The sequence below is a fragment of the Stenotrophomonas sp. GD03877 genome, from assembly GCF_029840555.1.
Classification (GTDB): Bacteria; Pseudomonadota; Gammaproteobacteria; order Xanthomonadales; family Xanthomonadaceae; genus Stenotrophomonas; species Stenotrophomonas geniculata.
On the sequence record NZ_JAOCCT010000011.1, the window covers coordinates 85,258 to 99,941 of the forward strand.

The 14,684-nt window shown below is 64.9% G+C and carries 18 protein-coding genes; 14 read left to right on the forward strand and 4 right to left on the reverse strand.

The genetic code is table 11. The features are described 5' to 3' along the window. Position 1 precedes the first annotated feature (1 nt). From N5D20_RS10685 to N5D20_RS10725, 9 genes are all read left to right on the forward strand, one after another. The gene (locus N5D20_RS10685; RefSeq protein ID WP_197579205.1) at positions 2-298 is read left to right on the forward strand and encodes a hypothetical protein; all 297 of its coding nucleotides are present in this window, start codon (positions 2-4) and stop codon (positions 296-298) included. 246 nt (positions 299-544) lie between these two features. Beyond that, positions 545-754, forward strand: coding sequence for a hypothetical protein (locus N5D20_RS10690; protein ID WP_197579204.1), 210 nt, complete (start codon positions 545-547; stop codon positions 752-754). Positions 755-786: 32 nt separating this feature from the next. Further along, on the forward strand, positions 787-1,206 hold the full coding sequence (locus N5D20_RS10695; RefSeq protein ID WP_197579203.1) for a hypothetical protein: 420 nt from the start codon (positions 787-789) through the stop codon (positions 1,204-1,206). Between the two features lie 359 nt (positions 1,207-1,565). After that, a complete protein-coding gene (locus N5D20_RS10700; RefSeq protein WP_197579202.1) occupies positions 1,566-2,138 on the forward strand; it encodes a DUF4145 domain-containing protein in 573 nt (190 codons plus the stop codon). A gap of 128 nt (positions 2,139-2,266) precedes the next feature. Continuing rightward, on the forward strand, positions 2,267-3,199 hold the full coding sequence (locus N5D20_RS10705) for an SOS response-associated peptidase family protein (RefSeq protein WP_197579201.1): 933 nt from the start codon (positions 2,267-2,269) through the stop codon (positions 3,197-3,199). 510 nt (positions 3,200-3,709) lie between these two features. Continuing rightward, a complete protein-coding gene (locus N5D20_RS10710; RefSeq protein ID WP_197579200.1) occupies positions 3,710-4,312 on the forward strand; it encodes a hypothetical protein in 603 nt (200 codons plus the stop codon). A gap of 439 nt (positions 4,313-4,751) precedes the next feature. Next, positions 4,752-5,795, forward strand: a complete 1,044-nt coding sequence (locus tag N5D20_RS10715; protein ID WP_279914385.1) for a hypothetical protein — start codon at positions 4,752-4,754, stop codon at positions 5,793-5,795. 85 nt (positions 5,796-5,880) lie between these two features. Continuing rightward, positions 5,881-6,312 (forward strand): GNAT family N-acetyltransferase, encoded by a 432-nt coding sequence (locus N5D20_RS10720; protein WP_197579198.1) that lies wholly within the window; start codon positions 5,881-5,883, stop codon positions 6,310-6,312. A 142-nt stretch (positions 6,313-6,454) separates the two neighbouring features. Then, positions 6,455-7,027, forward strand: a complete 573-nt coding sequence (locus tag N5D20_RS10725; protein ID WP_049434935.1) for a hypothetical protein — start codon at positions 6,455-6,457, stop codon at positions 7,025-7,027. Between the two features lie 126 nt (positions 7,028-7,153). Here N5D20_RS10725 and smpB read toward each other — a convergent pair whose 3' ends face one another. Further along, on the reverse strand, positions 7,154-7,657 hold the full coding sequence (gene smpB / locus N5D20_RS10730) for an SsrA-binding protein SmpB (RefSeq protein WP_010484447.1): 504 nt from the start codon (positions 7,655-7,657) through the stop codon (positions 7,154-7,156). A 57-nt stretch (positions 7,658-7,714) separates the two neighbouring features. Between smpB and N5D20_RS10735 the strand changes: the two genes are divergently transcribed. Together N5D20_RS10735 and N5D20_RS10740 are read left to right on the forward strand one after the other, a co-directional pair. Then, positions 7,715-8,140, forward strand: a complete 426-nt coding sequence (locus tag N5D20_RS10735) for a type II toxin-antitoxin system RatA family toxin (RefSeq protein WP_010484449.1) — start codon at positions 7,715-7,717, stop codon at positions 8,138-8,140. Positions 8,141-8,143: 3 nt separating this feature from the next. Continuing rightward, positions 8,144-8,401, forward strand: coding sequence for an RnfH family protein (locus N5D20_RS10740; protein ID WP_049411568.1), 258 nt, complete (start codon positions 8,144-8,146; stop codon positions 8,399-8,401). Positions 8,402-8,437: 36 nt separating this feature from the next. On the opposite strand, the gene bamE is transcribed toward N5D20_RS10740, so the two are convergent. Continuing rightward, positions 8,438-8,830 (reverse strand): outer membrane protein assembly factor BamE, encoded by a 393-nt coding sequence (bamE, locus tag N5D20_RS10745; protein WP_010484453.1) that lies wholly within the window; start codon positions 8,828-8,830, stop codon positions 8,438-8,440. A 103-nt stretch (positions 8,831-8,933) separates the two neighbouring features. On the opposite strand from bamE, the gene fur reads away from it, so the two are divergent. Continuing rightward, complete coding sequence (gene fur / locus N5D20_RS10750; RefSeq protein WP_005409235.1) at positions 8,934-9,341, forward strand: ferric iron uptake transcriptional regulator; 408 nt, start codon at positions 8,934-8,936, stop codon at positions 9,339-9,341. A 58-nt stretch (positions 9,342-9,399) separates the two neighbouring features. On the opposite strand, the gene N5D20_RS10755 is transcribed toward fur, so the two are convergent. Then, positions 9,400-10,644 (reverse strand): SGNH/GDSL hydrolase family protein, encoded by a 1,245-nt coding sequence (locus tag N5D20_RS10755; RefSeq protein WP_197579197.1) that lies wholly within the window; start codon positions 10,642-10,644, stop codon positions 9,400-9,402. Between the two features lie 97 nt (positions 10,645-10,741). On the opposite strand from N5D20_RS10755, the gene N5D20_RS10760 reads away from it, so the two are divergent. Then, positions 10,742-11,659 carry a LysR family transcriptional regulator gene (locus N5D20_RS10760; protein WP_019338370.1) on the forward strand — a complete coding sequence of 306 codons (918 nt, stop codon included), beginning with the start codon at positions 10,742-10,744 and terminating at the stop codon, positions 11,657-11,659. A 134-nt stretch (positions 11,660-11,793) separates the two neighbouring features. Here the strand turns inward: N5D20_RS10760 and recN are convergent, their stop codons facing one another. Beyond that, positions 11,794-13,455: a DNA repair protein RecN gene (gene recN / locus N5D20_RS10765; RefSeq protein WP_197579539.1), complete on the reverse strand. Its 1,662-nt coding sequence runs from the start codon at positions 13,453-13,455 to the stop codon at positions 11,794-11,796. A 115-nt stretch (positions 13,456-13,570) separates the two neighbouring features. On the opposite strand from recN, the gene hrcA reads away from it, so the two are divergent. After that, entirely contained in the window at positions 13,571-14,635 is a 1,065-nt protein-coding gene (gene hrcA, locus N5D20_RS10770; protein WP_010484463.1) for a heat-inducible transcriptional repressor HrcA, read from the forward strand. The last annotated feature ends 49 nt before the right edge of the window (positions 14,636-14,684 follow it).

Consider the following 14,684-nt stretch of genomic DNA (forward strand, 5'->3'; position numbering starts at 1 on the left):
CATGCGGCTGCACCACGCCCCCGGGATCGCGGCACTGATGCTGCTGGCCGGCTGCGCGCAGCACCTGCAGCGTTTGCCGGCGCAGTGTGACGCGATGTGCTTCCGCCCGTGCGTCGATGCCGGCGAAGACACCGGCGTGCGTGTGACTGCAGATCCTGCCGCTGCAGACGCCTGGGACAACATCGGTGGAGACGTGGTCGGCCAGTTGGCGGACAAGCTCCGCACCTGCGACGTGCGACGTAAGGCCTGCGAACAGTGCCTGCGCCGGCTCGACGCCACGAACGTAATCCAGCTTTGAGCGCCATTCCGGCGCCATAGGAGAGCAACATGTCGAACCAGCAAGCTGGTACAGGTCCACTGGCGGACCCGCAGACCCCGATCGAATCCGCGGTGAAGAACCTGGCGCGAACTCAGCAGGAGCTGCATATCGCCGTCGAGCAGCTGGCACGTCGCCTCGCACCGGTGCTGGTCGCAAGCAAACCGGATGCCGCACCGTCCACGGGCCGTGCACTCGGTGCCTCGCCGTTGCTCGACGACCTGTTCCATGGCCCTGCGCAACGGCGACGCCAGCGACCGGGCTTCGGTGCTCAGCAAGATCGGCGCCTTCAACAAGGCCAACCCGGAGCTGGCGATCACCTCGAGCGGTCTGCAGCAGTCCATCAAGAACCGCGCCCGCTATAGCGCCAGGGCCGAGGCCGGCATCATCCTCAACCCGAAGCTGGCCGCTCGTCTGAACAAAGCCGTGACGGAGTAGTTGCTGCAACTTTGCGCCGCCATCGGATCTGCTTGGATGAAACCAATGTGAAGACGCCGGCGATGGTGCCGGCCCTATCGATACAGGGGCATTGGTTGATGGACAAGAAGGACTTGCAGGTGGTGGCCAGTGGAAAGGGATCGCAGGAGAAAGCCCAACCGAGGGACAGTGGTGCTGGTTTTCTTTCCCCTGCAACAGGCTTAGAGGTGGGACCCAAGGCATCTCGGGGGCGGCACTCCCGCCGCCAGACGCTGGAGAAGGTCATGGAAGATGAGCGCCACAAGGCTCAGGTGGTCTCGATGGAGGCTTTCAAGGCAGGCCGGGTAGGGCAGATCCCTCCGGAGGTGCTGGATATGTATGACCAGCTGACACGCGACCAGCACGCGATGGTGCGGACCTCGTTCGTGCTCCTCGCGGCTATGCGGAGACGATTGGGCTTGCCGGACCTCTGAGGTCCCAGGGGCCGCTTCGGCGGTCCCTTTGATCAGTGTGACCCAGATCGCGAGAGACTTGCCCTTAGACTGATAAGGGATCTGCTTCAAGCAAACGCTGATTGAATATTTTTCATTCTTTCATCAGAATCTATTGATCGAATAGTAATGGGAATATGTAGGGTATGGACGCTTGTCGTAGCCTCTTGTGGGGATCATATTTCGAAGGAAACTTTCCAGCTTTCCCGTGCCCGACATGTGGAATCGGAATTCTCAGGGCGAGGCCGGAGACGCTCCAGAAATTTGAAGCCGAATACTCGAAGGCTCAGGCTGGTGAGGATTGGTGGGACCCTTCTGATGAGGTTTCAAAGTTCAACTTGATGATGATCTGTGATCGTCAAATTTGTGGTGAGGTGGTGGCTGTGCTGGGAGACGTCACTTGGTCGAAAAATCCTGGCGAAGTTGCGGAAGATGGCACGCCCATTGGTGATGGTGAATGGGAATGGTTCCTGGATCCAAAGTGCTTCAATCCTTCGCTGTCTATTGCGAGAGTTCCTGAGGGCGTTCCAGATTCTGTGGCTAATAGCATTCGGCGAGCCAGCTGGAGTTTTTGGGCCGATCGGCGATCCTCAGCAAATCACCTTCGAGCGGCGCTGGAATGCCTTCTGGATCATTTCCGAGTTCCGCGGAAGGCGAAGAATTCTGGGCGATATCTTAGTTTGGATGCTAGGATTAAATCGTTTGAAGGGGGTGATGCTGATCATAAGGCGATCTTTAAAGCGTTGCGAATAGTTGGGAATCTCGGTTCTCATGGTAGCGCCGTAGAGCGAGACGCCTTGTTGGATTGCTTTGAGTTGTTTGAGTACGTGCTCGACGCGTTCTTCGGTAATAGGAAGGAGAAAGCGGCGGCATTGGCAGAGAAGCTGATTGGTAGTGGAGGTAGGGAGGCGTGAATGATTGTGGCGTATGAGGAGTCTGGCGTCAGTAAGCCTGAGAGAGGGCATGAGCCGCTGATTTCGGGATAGATCTGTCGTGAGAACATCCTCACCGCGGTGTGGAGGCAGTATGCTGAAATCCGGCCATGTGCTATTCCGCCCAGATCACAGCTGCCTACCAGAAGCTGGTCCGCATGACTGGCGCCACGCTGTCCCTGCAGGAGTTCGCAGCGCTGTACGCCCACGACCCGGGCAAGAAGCGGCCCAAGACCCCGAAGGCCATGGACGACGCTTTCCGGGCCGGCGCCACGCCGGCGGAGCTTGCGGTGTGGGCGGAGGTCGAGCAGTGGAACCGGGCCGAGGCCGCGGTGCTGGAGCAAGAGCTGTTCGCCAACCGCAAGCGCCTGGCCGATGCCGAGCGCGCGCTGCAGGTCAAGGAAACGAAGAAAGCTCAGAACGACGTTCGGGTTGCCGGCAACAAGATCGAGCGCGTCCTGGCCAAGCTGGCGGACCTCAAACGCTCCGAACCGAAGGACCGTGACAGCCGGATCTTCCCCGGGGTTTACGCCCCGGGGATCATTTCCGAGGGTGGCAAGCTGGTCATCAAGCCCATGCGCTACCAGTGCCGCCTGGCAGGGAAGCCAGCCAGCTACGATCAACGCTACCCCGGCACCTACAACGCGCGGCGGGACAGTCTGGAGAAATTCTGGGCGCCGGCATTCGGCCACACCCACGGCCTGATGGTGGTGGAGACGTTCTACGAGAACGTGGAAGGTCCGGACGGCAAGAACCAGGTGGTGCAGTTCACCCCGCGCACTGGCGAACCGATGCTGGTGGCCTGCCTGTGGTCGTACTGGACGGACCCCGCGGGGAAAGAGCCCGATCTCCTGTCGTTCGCGGCGATCACCGACGATCCCGAGCCCGAAGTCGCTGCGGCTGGCCACGATCGGACGATCATCAACATCAAGCCCGAGCACGTCGACGCCTGGCTCCATCCGGACCCGGCTGACCTGGCCGCGTTGTATCGGATCTTCGACGACAAGCGTCACCCCTTCTACGAGCACCAGCTCGCGGCGTAGGAGGGGAGCGACGGTGGCGTGGCAATAGAGTGCTCACAATCGCAGCCGCTGCAACCGCCATTCGTATCCTGCCGGCCATGCCGCTTCCCGACTCCTTCTACTGGACCACCCGCTCTGCCAGTCGGCCGGGCGATACGCTGACCGTGATCGCCTACGAAGGCGTCTGGATAGTTGTCTTGTCCCAGCGTGTCGACGATGGGAGCTGGGTTGCGACGCTCGATCGTCACCGGTGTGGACCAGGTGGTCCGTCGCGCCGATGCAGCAACTACGACCAAGGCCGCGCCGGCGCCGAGCTCTGGGTCACCAGGCACGAGGCCCGGCTCAGGGAAGACGTCGCCAAGATCACGACCTGGCGGGCGGCTGTGCGGGCCAACAGGCTGGCCAGAGCAAACACTGAGCCACCGTTCGGGTGGATGGGGTAGGTCCTCCTGCGCCTGCGATTTGAAGAATTGCGCGATTCGTCAAATCGTTCAGGCACGATATGCACTCTCCATGGATGAAGGGGGCTCGATGCCTATTGAAATTCTGATTGCGCCTGCGGCGCCTTCTGTAGAGTCCGCAGGAAACTTCTGGAAGTATGGTTTGCCGGTAGTGTCACTGATTCTCGGCATCCTGTTGAAGTGGGTGCTCGACTATGCAATTGAACGACGTAGAGATGCTGCTCAGAGGACTTTGAGGCTGGAGCAGCGACGCGATTTGCTTAAAACGCGGCGACTAGATGCCGAGCGCTCGAACTTAATTGCAGTCCAAGCCGCTGCTGTGAACCTTCTACAAGCTGGCAGGGACCTTCGAGTCGCTAGGCTCAACGCCCCGCAGCCCAAGGAGAGTTGGCACCGAGCACTGGTAGCCCCTGAACTGGAATCTGAGGCGCAGCGTTGTGCAGCCCAACTGTTGCCACTGTCTACTCGGCTTCATACGCCAGATGTTGCCGGTCAGGTCAACCTGTTCCTAGGCGAGTTCTGGAAATCAGTGGGCGCGTACTCCGCCAAGGAGTCTTGGTCACTATGGCAAGGTGCTGAGGCTGAATTCGCTGCACTACAGCGATTAGCGGGAAAGGCGATCAGAGATCTGGAGGACGAGCGCCAGCAGCTCGTGGATGCACCCGCGCAGTGAGAGAAGCATCATGCCAGCTTTAAAAGCTGGCAAGAAAGCTGGTAAGTTGCTGCCAATCTATGCCAATTCCTGCCCATGCGGCAGTCATGAACAAAAAAGCCCATCAAGCTAAGGCATTGACGGGCTTCATTATTTCTGCGGTTTGGAAACCGGCGCCGATGGCGTCACGGGGACAATGCACCCCCGGTTTCTTCAAGTATTGCAAGGCTTTCAGGCTCTTGGTTGACCAAATGTTGACCAAGAACCCGCCCAACGAGGCCAATGTTACGCCAATCCCGCTGAACAGTCACGCGGACACCAGGCAGGGCGGTACGGCTCCCCTGTCGTTTGGCAGGTTGCCACCCATGCGGCGACGTGCTCGAATTTCCGGGCGCCATTCTGCGGACATTCCATGGTCGTTCCCACACGCTTCGGCTGGATGCGACTTCTATGGTCGGGAGTGCTTGCCTTGGGCATCCTGGCAATGCAGATGCCGACCGTCGTAGCCGCCGAGCCCCCGCGCTCGACGGTGGAAGTTGGCTACAGTGCCTCGCTGGACCTGTTCAACCTGCTCGACAACCTGCCGGACTGGCTGCCGGGATACACCTCCTTGGCCTACCAGAAGGCGTGGGAGCGGCGCTTCGGCCTGGACGATCGGGATCGCCGCCTGCTTGCCGCCTATGCGGCCTTCCGCCAACGCACGTCCCTCGTGGCACAGGATCATGAGGCGACGGCTGCGCCTGCTGACCGGCTGTTCGCCGGTGCCGATACCCGTGACGGCGATCCCTACGCCAGCCATTTCCTGGATGCCGCTTCTTTCGACATTGCCGCGGAGGCTGCGATTGCGCTCCAGAACCACAGCGATCAGGTGCTGCTGCGCCAGTACTACGCGCGTTTCGTCCCGCGCGCGCGACAGCTGTTGGCTGGGCGGAAACCGTTCAGTGCGCAGCAGGCAGCGCTTGACCGGCAACTGAAGTCGGTGCGGGTAGACGAGCTTGCGGGCCAGATGAAGACCTTCTTCGGCGTGGATGCGCCGCCCACCTTCCAGGTGCGCTTCCTGTGGTGGCCGGAGGCGGCGCAGACCCAGGCAAAGCTGCGGGGCGGCTACATTTTTCTGTTTTCGACCTTCGATGCCGAGGAGGACTGGGCGCCGATCGTGATGCACGAGTACAGCCACTTCCTCTCGGTAGGGCAGCCATCGAAGCAGCGCCGGGCGCTGGCTGAAGCTTTTGCGGGGTTGTGCCCTGCGGCGCTCACGCTGCGAAACCCATTGAATGCCCTTGAGGAACCCCTGGCGATTTACTGGGGGCAGTATCGGTTTGAGCGACTGGTTCGCGATGGCACGCTGTCGGCTGCGTCTTCGTGGTACATCCAGCCGCATGCGGATCGCGCCGCCAAGGCCATTGCGGCAGCATTCCCGGCAACCGCTCCTGCGCCGCGGCTGGAGGCTGGCCCGTTGTTGAGCGCTGCAGCATCTGTCTGTGCTGGAGCAACGCCGGAATAGCATCAAAGGCTGCAGCGGGACCGCTTAGCGCGTGGCAGAGTTGATAGCATCCAGAGTCTTGATATGCAGCCAATGGAGGGGTGCCATGCAGCCTGAAATCGCTGTAACCGATGCACCCAGTACCGAGGCACTGGAATTGATTGGCACCGGCCTGGATCAGTTCAATCTTGAGGCTGCTGGCTATGCTGATCGGCGCACGCTGGCTGTGCTGGTCACCGATCCGGCCAGTGGCAAGGTCGTCGGCGGCCTTACAGGCCGGACCTCGCTGGGGCTGTGGTTCGTGGATCTGTTCCATCTGCCGCCTGCATACCGGGGTAGCGGGCTTGGGTCGCGTGTACTGAAGGCCGCAGAAGATGAGGCGCGCCGCCGCGGTTGCCGTTCCGGCGTTCTGTACACCCTCAGCTTCCAGGCGCCGGACTTCTATGTGAAGCAGGGGTGGACCGTGTTCGGCGAGGTGCCATGCGATCCTTCCGGGGCGAGCAGAGTGTTCCTCAGCAAGGATCTGTCGATGGTGTGAGCGTCTGCGGTCGTCCTGCAGGCGCTGTCAATCCGCAACTTGTTGTAGAGCGTCTGTCATAGCGGATTGCTAACTTCGTGGGCACGAATTTGCGACACACTGGCGACGACCATCCAGGCCAGGACAGACACGGAGACGGTGGGTGACCGATGCAAGCCAACAACGCAGCCTGCGGCAGCTGATCGGGCCGGTCGGAGCCGATTACCAGCGACGCGCGTTGCCGCCGGGCTGGGTATGGGCGGTGCTGGCGGTGCTGCTGGCGGCCACCTGGGTGACCGAGTTGCCGGCCACGGCCGCTGCAGCACTGGTCGCCAGCGCGGTGGTGGTGCACTGGTCGCAGCGTGGTCGCATCCATTGGCTGGGGTGGCGCCTGCCGGGCCTGGCGGTGCTGGCAGCCCTGTTGTGGGGGCCGGAAGTGCTGTCGCAGTGGTTCGAGCACGGGCTGGCCGTGGTGCTGATGTCGCTGGCCAGCCTGAGCATTGGTGTGCACGTGTGGCAGTCGCGACAGATGGCCCGCCAGCTGCAGGGCGCGGCCGACGCGCTGGACGATGCCCAGCTGCTGGCGTTGCTGCCGGCTGATGCCGCACAGCTGGCCCAGCAGTGGCGCTCGGGCGATGATCGTTACGCGCCGGAGCTGGCAGTGGTGATGCACCTGGCGGTGATGCACGCGGCACTGGCGCCGCGGGTGCGCAGGCAGGGCATGCTGGCGGGGTGACCAGCGTCTTGTAGAGCTGAGCCTGCGCTCGGCTGCTCTTCTTGCCGAAGCCGAGCGTGGCTCGGCTCTGCAGAAAGCCAAAGCAGTCGAGCATGGCTCGACCCTACAGGGTGCTGCGCAACCGCCTTACGCGTCGCGGTTGCCGCGACGCATGACACGCTGCTTCTCGATCGCCCAGTCGCGGTCCTTGGCGGCATCGCGCTTGTCGTGGGTCTGCTTGCCCTTGGCCAGCGCGACTTCGAGCTTGATCTTGTTCTTGCTCCAGTACATCGCGGTGGGCACGATCGTGTAGCCATCGCGCTCGACCTTGCCAACCAGCTTGTCGATCTCGCTCCGGTGCAGCAGCAGCTTGCGATCGCGCCGGTCGTTGGCCACGACATGGGTCGAGGCCTGGATCAACGGCGTGATCTGCGCGCCGATCAGGAAGATCTCACCATCCTTCACGTAGGCGTAGGCGTCGACGATGTTGCCGCGGCCAGCACGGATCGATTTCACCTCCCAGCCCTGCAGGGCCAGGCCGGCTTCGAAGCGGTCTTCGATGTGGTACTCGTGGCGGGCACGCTTGTTCAACGCGATGGTTTTGTTGGCCGTCGCGCTCTTTGCTTTATCCTTGCCGCTGTTCTTGCTCATTTCCGTATTGTCTCCGATTCGGGCCCGCCCGGTCGATTGCCGAAACGTCCTGTATTCATGCCTACTATCCGCCGCAGCGCCCTGGTCGAACATTCGGCCGCGCGCATGTTCGACCTGGTCAATGATGTCCAGGCCTATCCGCGCCGTTTCCGCTGGTGTTCGGCTGCCCAGATCCTGGAGCAGGGCGAGGACCGACTGGTAGCGCGCCTGGATCTGGGCCTGGGCTCGTTCAGCACCTGGTTCCAGACTGAAAACACCCTGCAGCGCCCGCACAGCATCGACATGCAGCTGCGCGATGGCCCGTTCAAGCAGCTGCATGGCCGCTGGGAGTTCCATGCGCTGGCCGAAGATGCCTGCAAAGTTACCCTGACCCTGGACTTCGAGCCCAGTTCGCGCCTGCTGGGGCCGGCGCTGGCGTTGGGCTTCCAGAGCCTGGCCGACCGCATGGTCAACGACTTCATCCGCGTTGCCGACGAGGCCTGAGCAATGATCGAGGTCGAGGTGGTGCTGGCCTGGCCGCAGCGGGTGCTCTCGCGCCGGTTGCAGCTGGACGAGGGCGCGACCGTGGCCGAGGCCATTGCCGCTGCTGCGCTGGAAGGCGGTGCCGGCTGCCCGGCGGCGGCCGTGCATGGGGTACTGGCGCGCCCGCAGCAGGTACTGCTGGATGGCGACCGCATCGAGCTGCTACGCCCGTTGCAGGCCGACCCCAAGGACAACCGCCGGCGTCGCGCGCTCGGCGGTTGATTCCTGCCGCCCGTCCGTGCGGACGGGCAGGGGGCGTCAGCGACCCTTCTTCTTCTTGTCCTTCGGCAGATTGCGGCCGAACTGGCGCACGGTCTGCTGGGCCAGGGCCTTGTCGTTACCCGGGAAGTAATCGCCTTCCCAGCGGGTCACGTTGTCATTGTCGAAGAACACGGTGAAGTTCTTCACCTCGGTGCGGCCCAGGCGGTTCACGCGCTGGCTGGAGGTGTAGTCCCAGCGCTGGGCGTGGAACGGGTCCGGAATGGACGGGGTGCCCAGCAGCGCAGTGACCTGCTGCTTGCTCTGCCCGACCTGCAGCTTGGCCACGGCATCTTCCCGGATCAGGTTGCCCTGATAGATGGGTTGCTTGTAGATGATGCCGCACCCGGTGGTGGACAGGGCGACGGCGGCGACCAACAGGAGATTGCGCATCGGGACTGGCGGTTGGGGAAATCAAACCGATGATACACTCCCGGCGTGCCACCGCGACCCAATCCGAGGCAGCTGGCGCTAAATCGCCAATGAACGGAGACCTATGGAAACCCACGACCTGCGAAAAGTCGGCCTGAAGGTGACCCATCCACGGATGCGGATCCTGGCGCTGCTTGAACAGCGCAATGCCCAGCACCACATGACCGCCGAAGATATCTACCGCCAGCTGCTTGAGCATGGCGACGAGATCGGCCTGGCGACGGTCTACCGGGTGTTGACCCAGTTCGAGGCCGCCGGTCTCGTGCTCAAGCACAATTTCGAAGGCGGCCAGGCCGTCTACGAGCTGGACCGTGGCGGCCACCATGACCACATGGTCGACGTGGACAGCGGCAAGATCATCGAGTTCGAGAGCCACGAGATCGAGGAGCTGCAGCGCAAGATCGCTGCCGACCACGGCTACGAGCTGGAAGAGCACTCGCTGGTGCTGTACGTGCGCAAAAAGCGCAAGTAAGCCGTTCCGGCCAGCTGGATGCGACGAAACCCCGGGCTTGCCCGGGGTTTTTCGTTGCTTACGGTAGATCTACGCCATGCGTGGATGGCCCCATGAGCACCTCAAGATCGACCGCCTCGGCCATGGCCCGGTTACCCGCATCGCCCGGGTGCAGGTGGTCACCGGAGTCGTAGGCGGCCGCCATCTGTGACGGATCGGCCGGGTCCCGCAGCGCGGCGTCCAGGTCGATCACCGCGTCAAAAGGGCTGTCCGTGCGCAGCCACGCATTGAGCTGCCGGCGCAGGACATCCTTGTCCGGGTGGTAGTAGTCATCCAGCGGCGTGTCGGGCAGGGCGCCGGCGAACGGTGCCAGGGTGGCGCCTACGATCCGGATACCTCGGCCTCGGGCCTGCTCGGCCAGGGCGCGATACCCCGCCTGTAGTTCCGCCAGCGCGGGCCGGGCCTGGTTGCGGGCGAACGCGGTGCCAGGCCAGCTGATGTCGTTGATGCCGATCAGCACGATCACACTGGCCACGCCGGGCTGATCCAGTGCATCGCGCTGCAAGCGGGCCAGAACCGACTCACCCATGCCGTCGCGCAGCAGCCGCCCCCCGGATATACCGGCGTTGACCACGGCGATGCCCCGCGGTGCCAGGCGCGCGGCCAGGTGGTCGGTCCAGCGCTGGTCCTGGTCGAGGCTGGCGGTGGCGCCGTCGGTGATCGAGTCGCCGATCACCACCACGCTACGTGCGCGGGCGGCGGCCTCGACCTCGATGCCGGCCAGGAACAGGCGGGCAGTGGTGCTGCTGGCCGCGCTCAGAGCCTGGGCCCGGCTCTGGTCGCCGGGCGCAGTCCAACTGGTCTGGCGGCCTTCCCAATGGAACGTCTGCACCGGCGTCGGCCCCGGCACGAAGACACTGACCTGCAGTGCCTGCCGGTCATCCGTGACCAGTGGCAGCGGATCGCTCAGCCGTTCCTGCCCGGGGGAGATCAGCACCCCGGGCTGGCCGTCGAAACTGAGCGGCTGCGGTGTGTCCCCCGCCCGGGCAGCCACGCTCGCTGCCCCGATCCGCAGCGGCTGGGTGCCGTAAGCATTGCTCAGCCGCACCCGCAGCCGAGGCCCGCCCAGGCTGATGCGCGCGGTCTGGCGGAAGGTCTGGTCATGCAGCGTGGCCGGGACCAGGGTCGGGAACAGAAAATCCGCGCCCCAGACCGGTTGCGGGCTGGCCTGCCAGCTGGCAACCCAGTGCGGGGCGGATGCGGCACTGGCGACACCGGACAGGGCGAGCAGGGCGGTGGCGGTGAGGTGGCTCAAGCGGTTCATCGGGCGGTCCCGGGTGGAGGGACCACCATGGTGATTCCGTGGTTATCTGTGAACTAGACTGCGCATGGATAATCATCTGTGAACTGGATTCATTGCCATGGCGCGACCTGACATCAACCGATCCGGCGAGCTGGAAGTGTTCGTGCGGGTGATCGAGACCGGTGGCTTCTCCGCCGCCGCCCGCACCCTGGACATGACGCCCTCGGCGGTGAGCAAGCTGGTGGCCCGGCTGGAACAGCGGCTGGGCACGCGCCTGCTGCAACGCTCCACCCGCCAGCTACAGCTGACCCCGGAAGGCTGCGCGTTCTATGAACGTGGCCTGCGCGTGCTGGCCGACCTGGAGGAGGCCGAACGCTGCGCCAGCGCACATGCCGAGCCGCGCGGACGGCTGCGGGTCAATTCCAACGTGCCGTTTGGCCAGCACTTCCTGTTGCCGCTGCTGCCGGCGTTCCTGGAGCGCAACCCGCAGGTGGGCGTGGACCTGACCCTCAACGACGAGGTGATCGACCTGCTGGAGCAGCGCACCGATGTGGCGGTGCGGGCCGGGCCGCTGAAGAGCTCCAGCCTGGTGGCGCGGCGGCTGGGCGCGACGCGGATGATGATCGTGGCCGCGCCGGCCTACGCGCAGCGGCATGGGCTGCCGCGCGACGCTGAGGAGCTGCAGTCGCACAATCGGCTGGACATCGGCCATGCCCGGGCGATGCAGGGCTGGCCATTGCTGCAGGACGGACGCGAGCGGATGGTGCTGCCCAGTGGCAATGCCCGCGCCAGCAACGGTGATGCACTGCGGCAGCTGGTGCTGGGTGGTCTGGGCATGGCACGGCTGGCAGCGTTCCAGGTGCAGGCCGACATCGCTGCCGGACGCCTGCTGCCGGTGCTGGAGGAAGCCAATCCCGGTGACCTGGAAGAGGTGCACGCGGTGTTCCTGGGACAGGGCGGCTACCTGCCGCTGCGGGTGCGCGCGTTCCTGGATTACCTGGTGGAGAACGTGGATCTGGAGCGGCCGTTGGGGTGATACGGGTAGTGCCGGCCGCTGGCCGGCAACCTCTCGAACATCGTCCACCGGTGTTGGGTTGCCGGCCAGCGGCCGGCACTACCGTGCGGGTGGGTTGTAGATCCACGCGATGCGTGGATAACCGTGAACAGGCCTCAGGCCTGCAGCAGCTTGCGTGCGGCGGCGCGCGCTTCCTTGCTCACTTCCACGCCGCCGAGCATGCGCGCCAGCTCTTCCTCGCGTGCCTTGCTGTCCAGTTTTTCCACCGCGCTCTGGGTCATGCCTTCCACCGGGGCCTTGCTGACCCGGTAATGGGCATGGCCCTTGGAAGCGACCTGTGGCAGGTGGGTCACGCACAGCACCTGGCGCTTCTCGCCGAGGGCGCGCAGCTTCTGGCCGACAATGTCGGCCACGGCGCCGCCGATGCCGGAGTCGACCTCGTCGAACACCATGGTCGGCACCGCATCCAGGTCCAGCGCGGCCACTTCGATGGCCAGCGAAATGCGCGACAGTTCACCGCCTGAGGCCACCTTGCGCAGTGCGCGCGGCGGCTGGCCGGCATTGGCCGCGACCAGGAACTCCACGCGCTCGGCACCCTGCGGATCGGGCTTGCCGGCATCCTGCGGCTCCAGCTCGATCAGGAACTGGCCACCGCCCATGCCGAGCTCGGCGATGATGCCGGTGGTGGTGGCCGAGAGTTCGGCAGCAGCGCTGCGACGGCTGGCGGTCAGCACTTCAGCCTGCACACGCCAGGCGGCGGCGGCCTTGTCGATCTCGCCGGCCAGGCGCTGCAAGCGTTCGTCGGCGCCGCGCAGCTGCTCCACTTCGGCGTGCATGCGCTCGCGCTGCGCGCCCAGTTCGTCCATCGGCACGCGGTGCTTGCGGGCCAGGTCGTGCAGGCGGCCGAGACGGCGCTCGTTCTCTTCGAACTGCTCCGGGTCGGCATCGAGGTCATCGTGCACCCGGTCCAGCAGCGACAGGGCTTCGTGCAGCTGGATCGAGGCGTTCTCGATCAGGCCGTCCACCTCGCCCAGGCGCGGGTCGTGTTCGATCAGGCGCGACAGCTCGTGGCGCACCTGCTGCAGCAGGTCCAGCGCGGAGCTGCCGTCATCGCCGTTGAGCTGGTTGCTGGCGGCCTGGCAGGCGCTCAGCAGGGCGCTGGCGTGGGCCTGGCGGCGATGGCTGGCACCGAGCGCCACGATCGACTCCGGCTCCAGGTCTTCGCGGTCCAGTTCGCGCAGCTGGTGCTCCAGGAAGCCGATTCGGTCACTCACGTCGCCCTGTTGCGACAGCGCCAGCGATTCATCGACCAGTGCCTGCCATGCGGCCGCGGCGCGGCGCACCTGGCGGCGCTCGTTCTCGTTGCCGGCATAGGCATCCAGCAGGGCCAGCTGCGACGGGCGCGCCAGCAGGGCCTGCTGTTCGTGCTGGCCGTGGATCTCCACCAGCAACGAGGCCAGGTCGCCCAGCTGGGCCAGGGTCACCGGGCGGCCATTGATCCACGCCCGCGAACCGCCGTCGGCACGGATCACGCGGCGCAGCTGGCATTGTTCTTCGTCGTCCAGCTCGTTGTCGGCCAGCCACTGGCGCGCGGCCTGCAGCTGGTCCAGCGCGAACTCGGCCGAAAGCTCGGCGCGCGCGGCGCCGTGGCGGACCACGCCGCTGTCGGCGCGCAGGCCGGACAGGAAGCCCAGCGCGTCGACCATCAGCGACTTGCCGGCGCCGGTCTCGCCTGAAACGACGGTCATGCCTGGCCCGAACTCCAGTTCGGTGGCGCGGACGACGGCAAAATCCTTGATCGAAAGATGTCTGAGCATGGGTAAGGGGGTATCAGCAGCCGCGCAACGCTAGCACGTGGGCGAGGGAGGTCCAATGACTTGCCAAGGTGATGCGCCGCCATTATCTAGTGTCCGTGTCTCACAGGTTGATTCCATGCACGGTTCTCCCGACCAGCTTGCCCCGCGTGCGCGCCATCTGCTGCGCACGCTGATCGCGCGTTACATCCAGGACGGTGAGCCGGTCGGCTCGCAGACGTTGGCGCGCGTGGCCGGCCTGGAGGTCAGCCCGGCCACCATCCGCAACATCCTCGGCGACCTGGAGGACCTGGGGCTGCTGGCCTCGCCGCACACCTCGGCCGGGCGCGTCCCGACCGCACACGGCTACCGGGTGTTCGTCGACAGCCTGCTGCAGATGCAGCCGCCGGGCGAGGGCGAGCTGGCCCGGTTGCGTCAGGAACTGGCTGGCGGCGGCAGCACCCAGGCCCTGCTCGGCAGCGCCTCGGAGCTGCTGTCGGCCATGAGCCACTTCGTCGGCGTGGTCAGCGCGCCGCGGCGCGAGCAGTTCGCCTTCCGCCAGATCGATTTCGTGGCGCTGGACGGGCGCCGCGTACTGGCGATCCTGGTGTTCGCCGACAACGAGGTGCAGAACCGGGTCATCGAGACCCGGCAGGAGTTCGCGCCAGGCCAGCTGGAGCAGGTCGCCAACTACCTCAATGCCCATTTCGCCGGCCTGCCGATGGCCGAGATCCGCACCCGCCTGCTTCTGGAACTGCGCGACGCCCGCTCCGAGCTGGAACAGCTGCTGGCGCACAGCATCGAGCTGGCCGAGCAGGCCCTGCAGCCAGCGGCCGACGACATGCTGGTGGCCGGCCAGACCCGCCTGATGGGGGTGCAGGACCTGTCCGACCTGGAGCGCCTGCGTGAACTGTTCGAGCTGTTCTCCAGCAAGCGCGAGATCCTGCAGCTGCTGGAGCGGACCATCCAGGCGCCGGGCGTGCGCATCTTCATCGGCGAGGAGACGGGGATGATGCCGCTGCAGGGCGTCTCGCTGGTCACCGCCCCGTACACCGCCAACGGCCAGGTGCTGGGCGTGCTGGGCGTGATCGGCCCCAAGCGGATGGCCTACGACCGCATGATCCCGCTGGTGCAGGCCACCGCCGATGTGCTCGGCGCGGCCTTTTCACCGGCCGGGCGCACTCCCGGAACATCCGACGCTTGAAACGCAGCATCCCGCCCACACTAGGGTGGGTGGAGGCGGAGAGTGACCG

What these genes read in the sequence shown, in the direction of transcription:
- N5D20_RS10685 (WP_197579205.1), top strand. Translation starts at nt 2, where the DNA reads ATGCGGCTGCACCACGCCCCCGGGATCGCGGCACTGATGCTGCTGGCC.
- N5D20_RS10690 (WP_197579204.1), top strand. Translation starts at nt 545, where the DNA reads ATGGCCCTGCGCAACGGCGACGCCAGCGACCGGGCTTCGGTGCTCAGC.
- N5D20_RS10700 (WP_197579202.1), top strand. Translation starts at nt 1,566, where the DNA reads ATGATGATCTGTGATCGTCAAATTTGTGGTGAGGTGGTGGCTGTGCTG.
- N5D20_RS10705 (WP_197579201.1), top strand. Translation starts at nt 2,267, where the DNA reads ATGTGCTATTCCGCCCAGATCACAGCTGCCTACCAGAAGCTGGTCCGC.
- N5D20_RS10710 (WP_197579200.1), top strand. Translation starts at nt 3,710, where the DNA reads ATGCCTATTGAAATTCTGATTGCGCCTGCGGCGCCTTCTGTAGAGTCC.
- N5D20_RS10720 (WP_197579198.1), top strand. Translation starts at nt 5,881, where the DNA reads ATGCAGCCTGAAATCGCTGTAACCGATGCACCCAGTACCGAGGCACTG.
- smpB (WP_010484447.1), bottom strand. Translation starts at nt 7,657, where the DNA reads ATGAGCAAGAACAGCGGCAAGGATAAAGCAAAGAGCGCGACGGCCAAC.
- N5D20_RS10735 (WP_010484449.1), top strand. Translation starts at nt 7,715, where the DNA reads ATGCCTACTATCCGCCGCAGCGCCCTGGTCGAACATTCGGCCGCGCGC.
- N5D20_RS10740 (WP_049411568.1), top strand. Translation starts at nt 8,144, where the DNA reads ATGATCGAGGTCGAGGTGGTGCTGGCCTGGCCGCAGCGGGTGCTCTCG.
- bamE (WP_010484453.1), bottom strand. Translation starts at nt 8,830, where the DNA reads ATGCGCAATCTCCTGTTGGTCGCCGCCGTCGCCCTGTCCACCACCGGG.
- fur (WP_005409235.1), top strand. Translation starts at nt 8,934, where the DNA reads ATGGAAACCCACGACCTGCGAAAAGTCGGCCTGAAGGTGACCCATCCA.
- N5D20_RS10755 (WP_197579197.1), bottom strand. Translation starts at nt 10,644, where the DNA reads ATGAACCGCTTGAGCCACCTCACCGCCACCGCCCTGCTCGCCCTGTCC.
- N5D20_RS10760 (WP_019338370.1), top strand. Translation starts at nt 10,742, where the DNA reads ATGGCGCGACCTGACATCAACCGATCCGGCGAGCTGGAAGTGTTCGTG.
- recN (WP_197579539.1), bottom strand. Translation starts at nt 13,455, where the DNA reads ATGCTCAGACATCTTTCGATCAAGGATTTTGCCGTCGTCCGCGCCACC.
- hrcA (WP_010484463.1), top strand. Translation starts at nt 13,571, where the DNA reads ATGCACGGTTCTCCCGACCAGCTTGCCCCGCGTGCGCGCCATCTGCTG.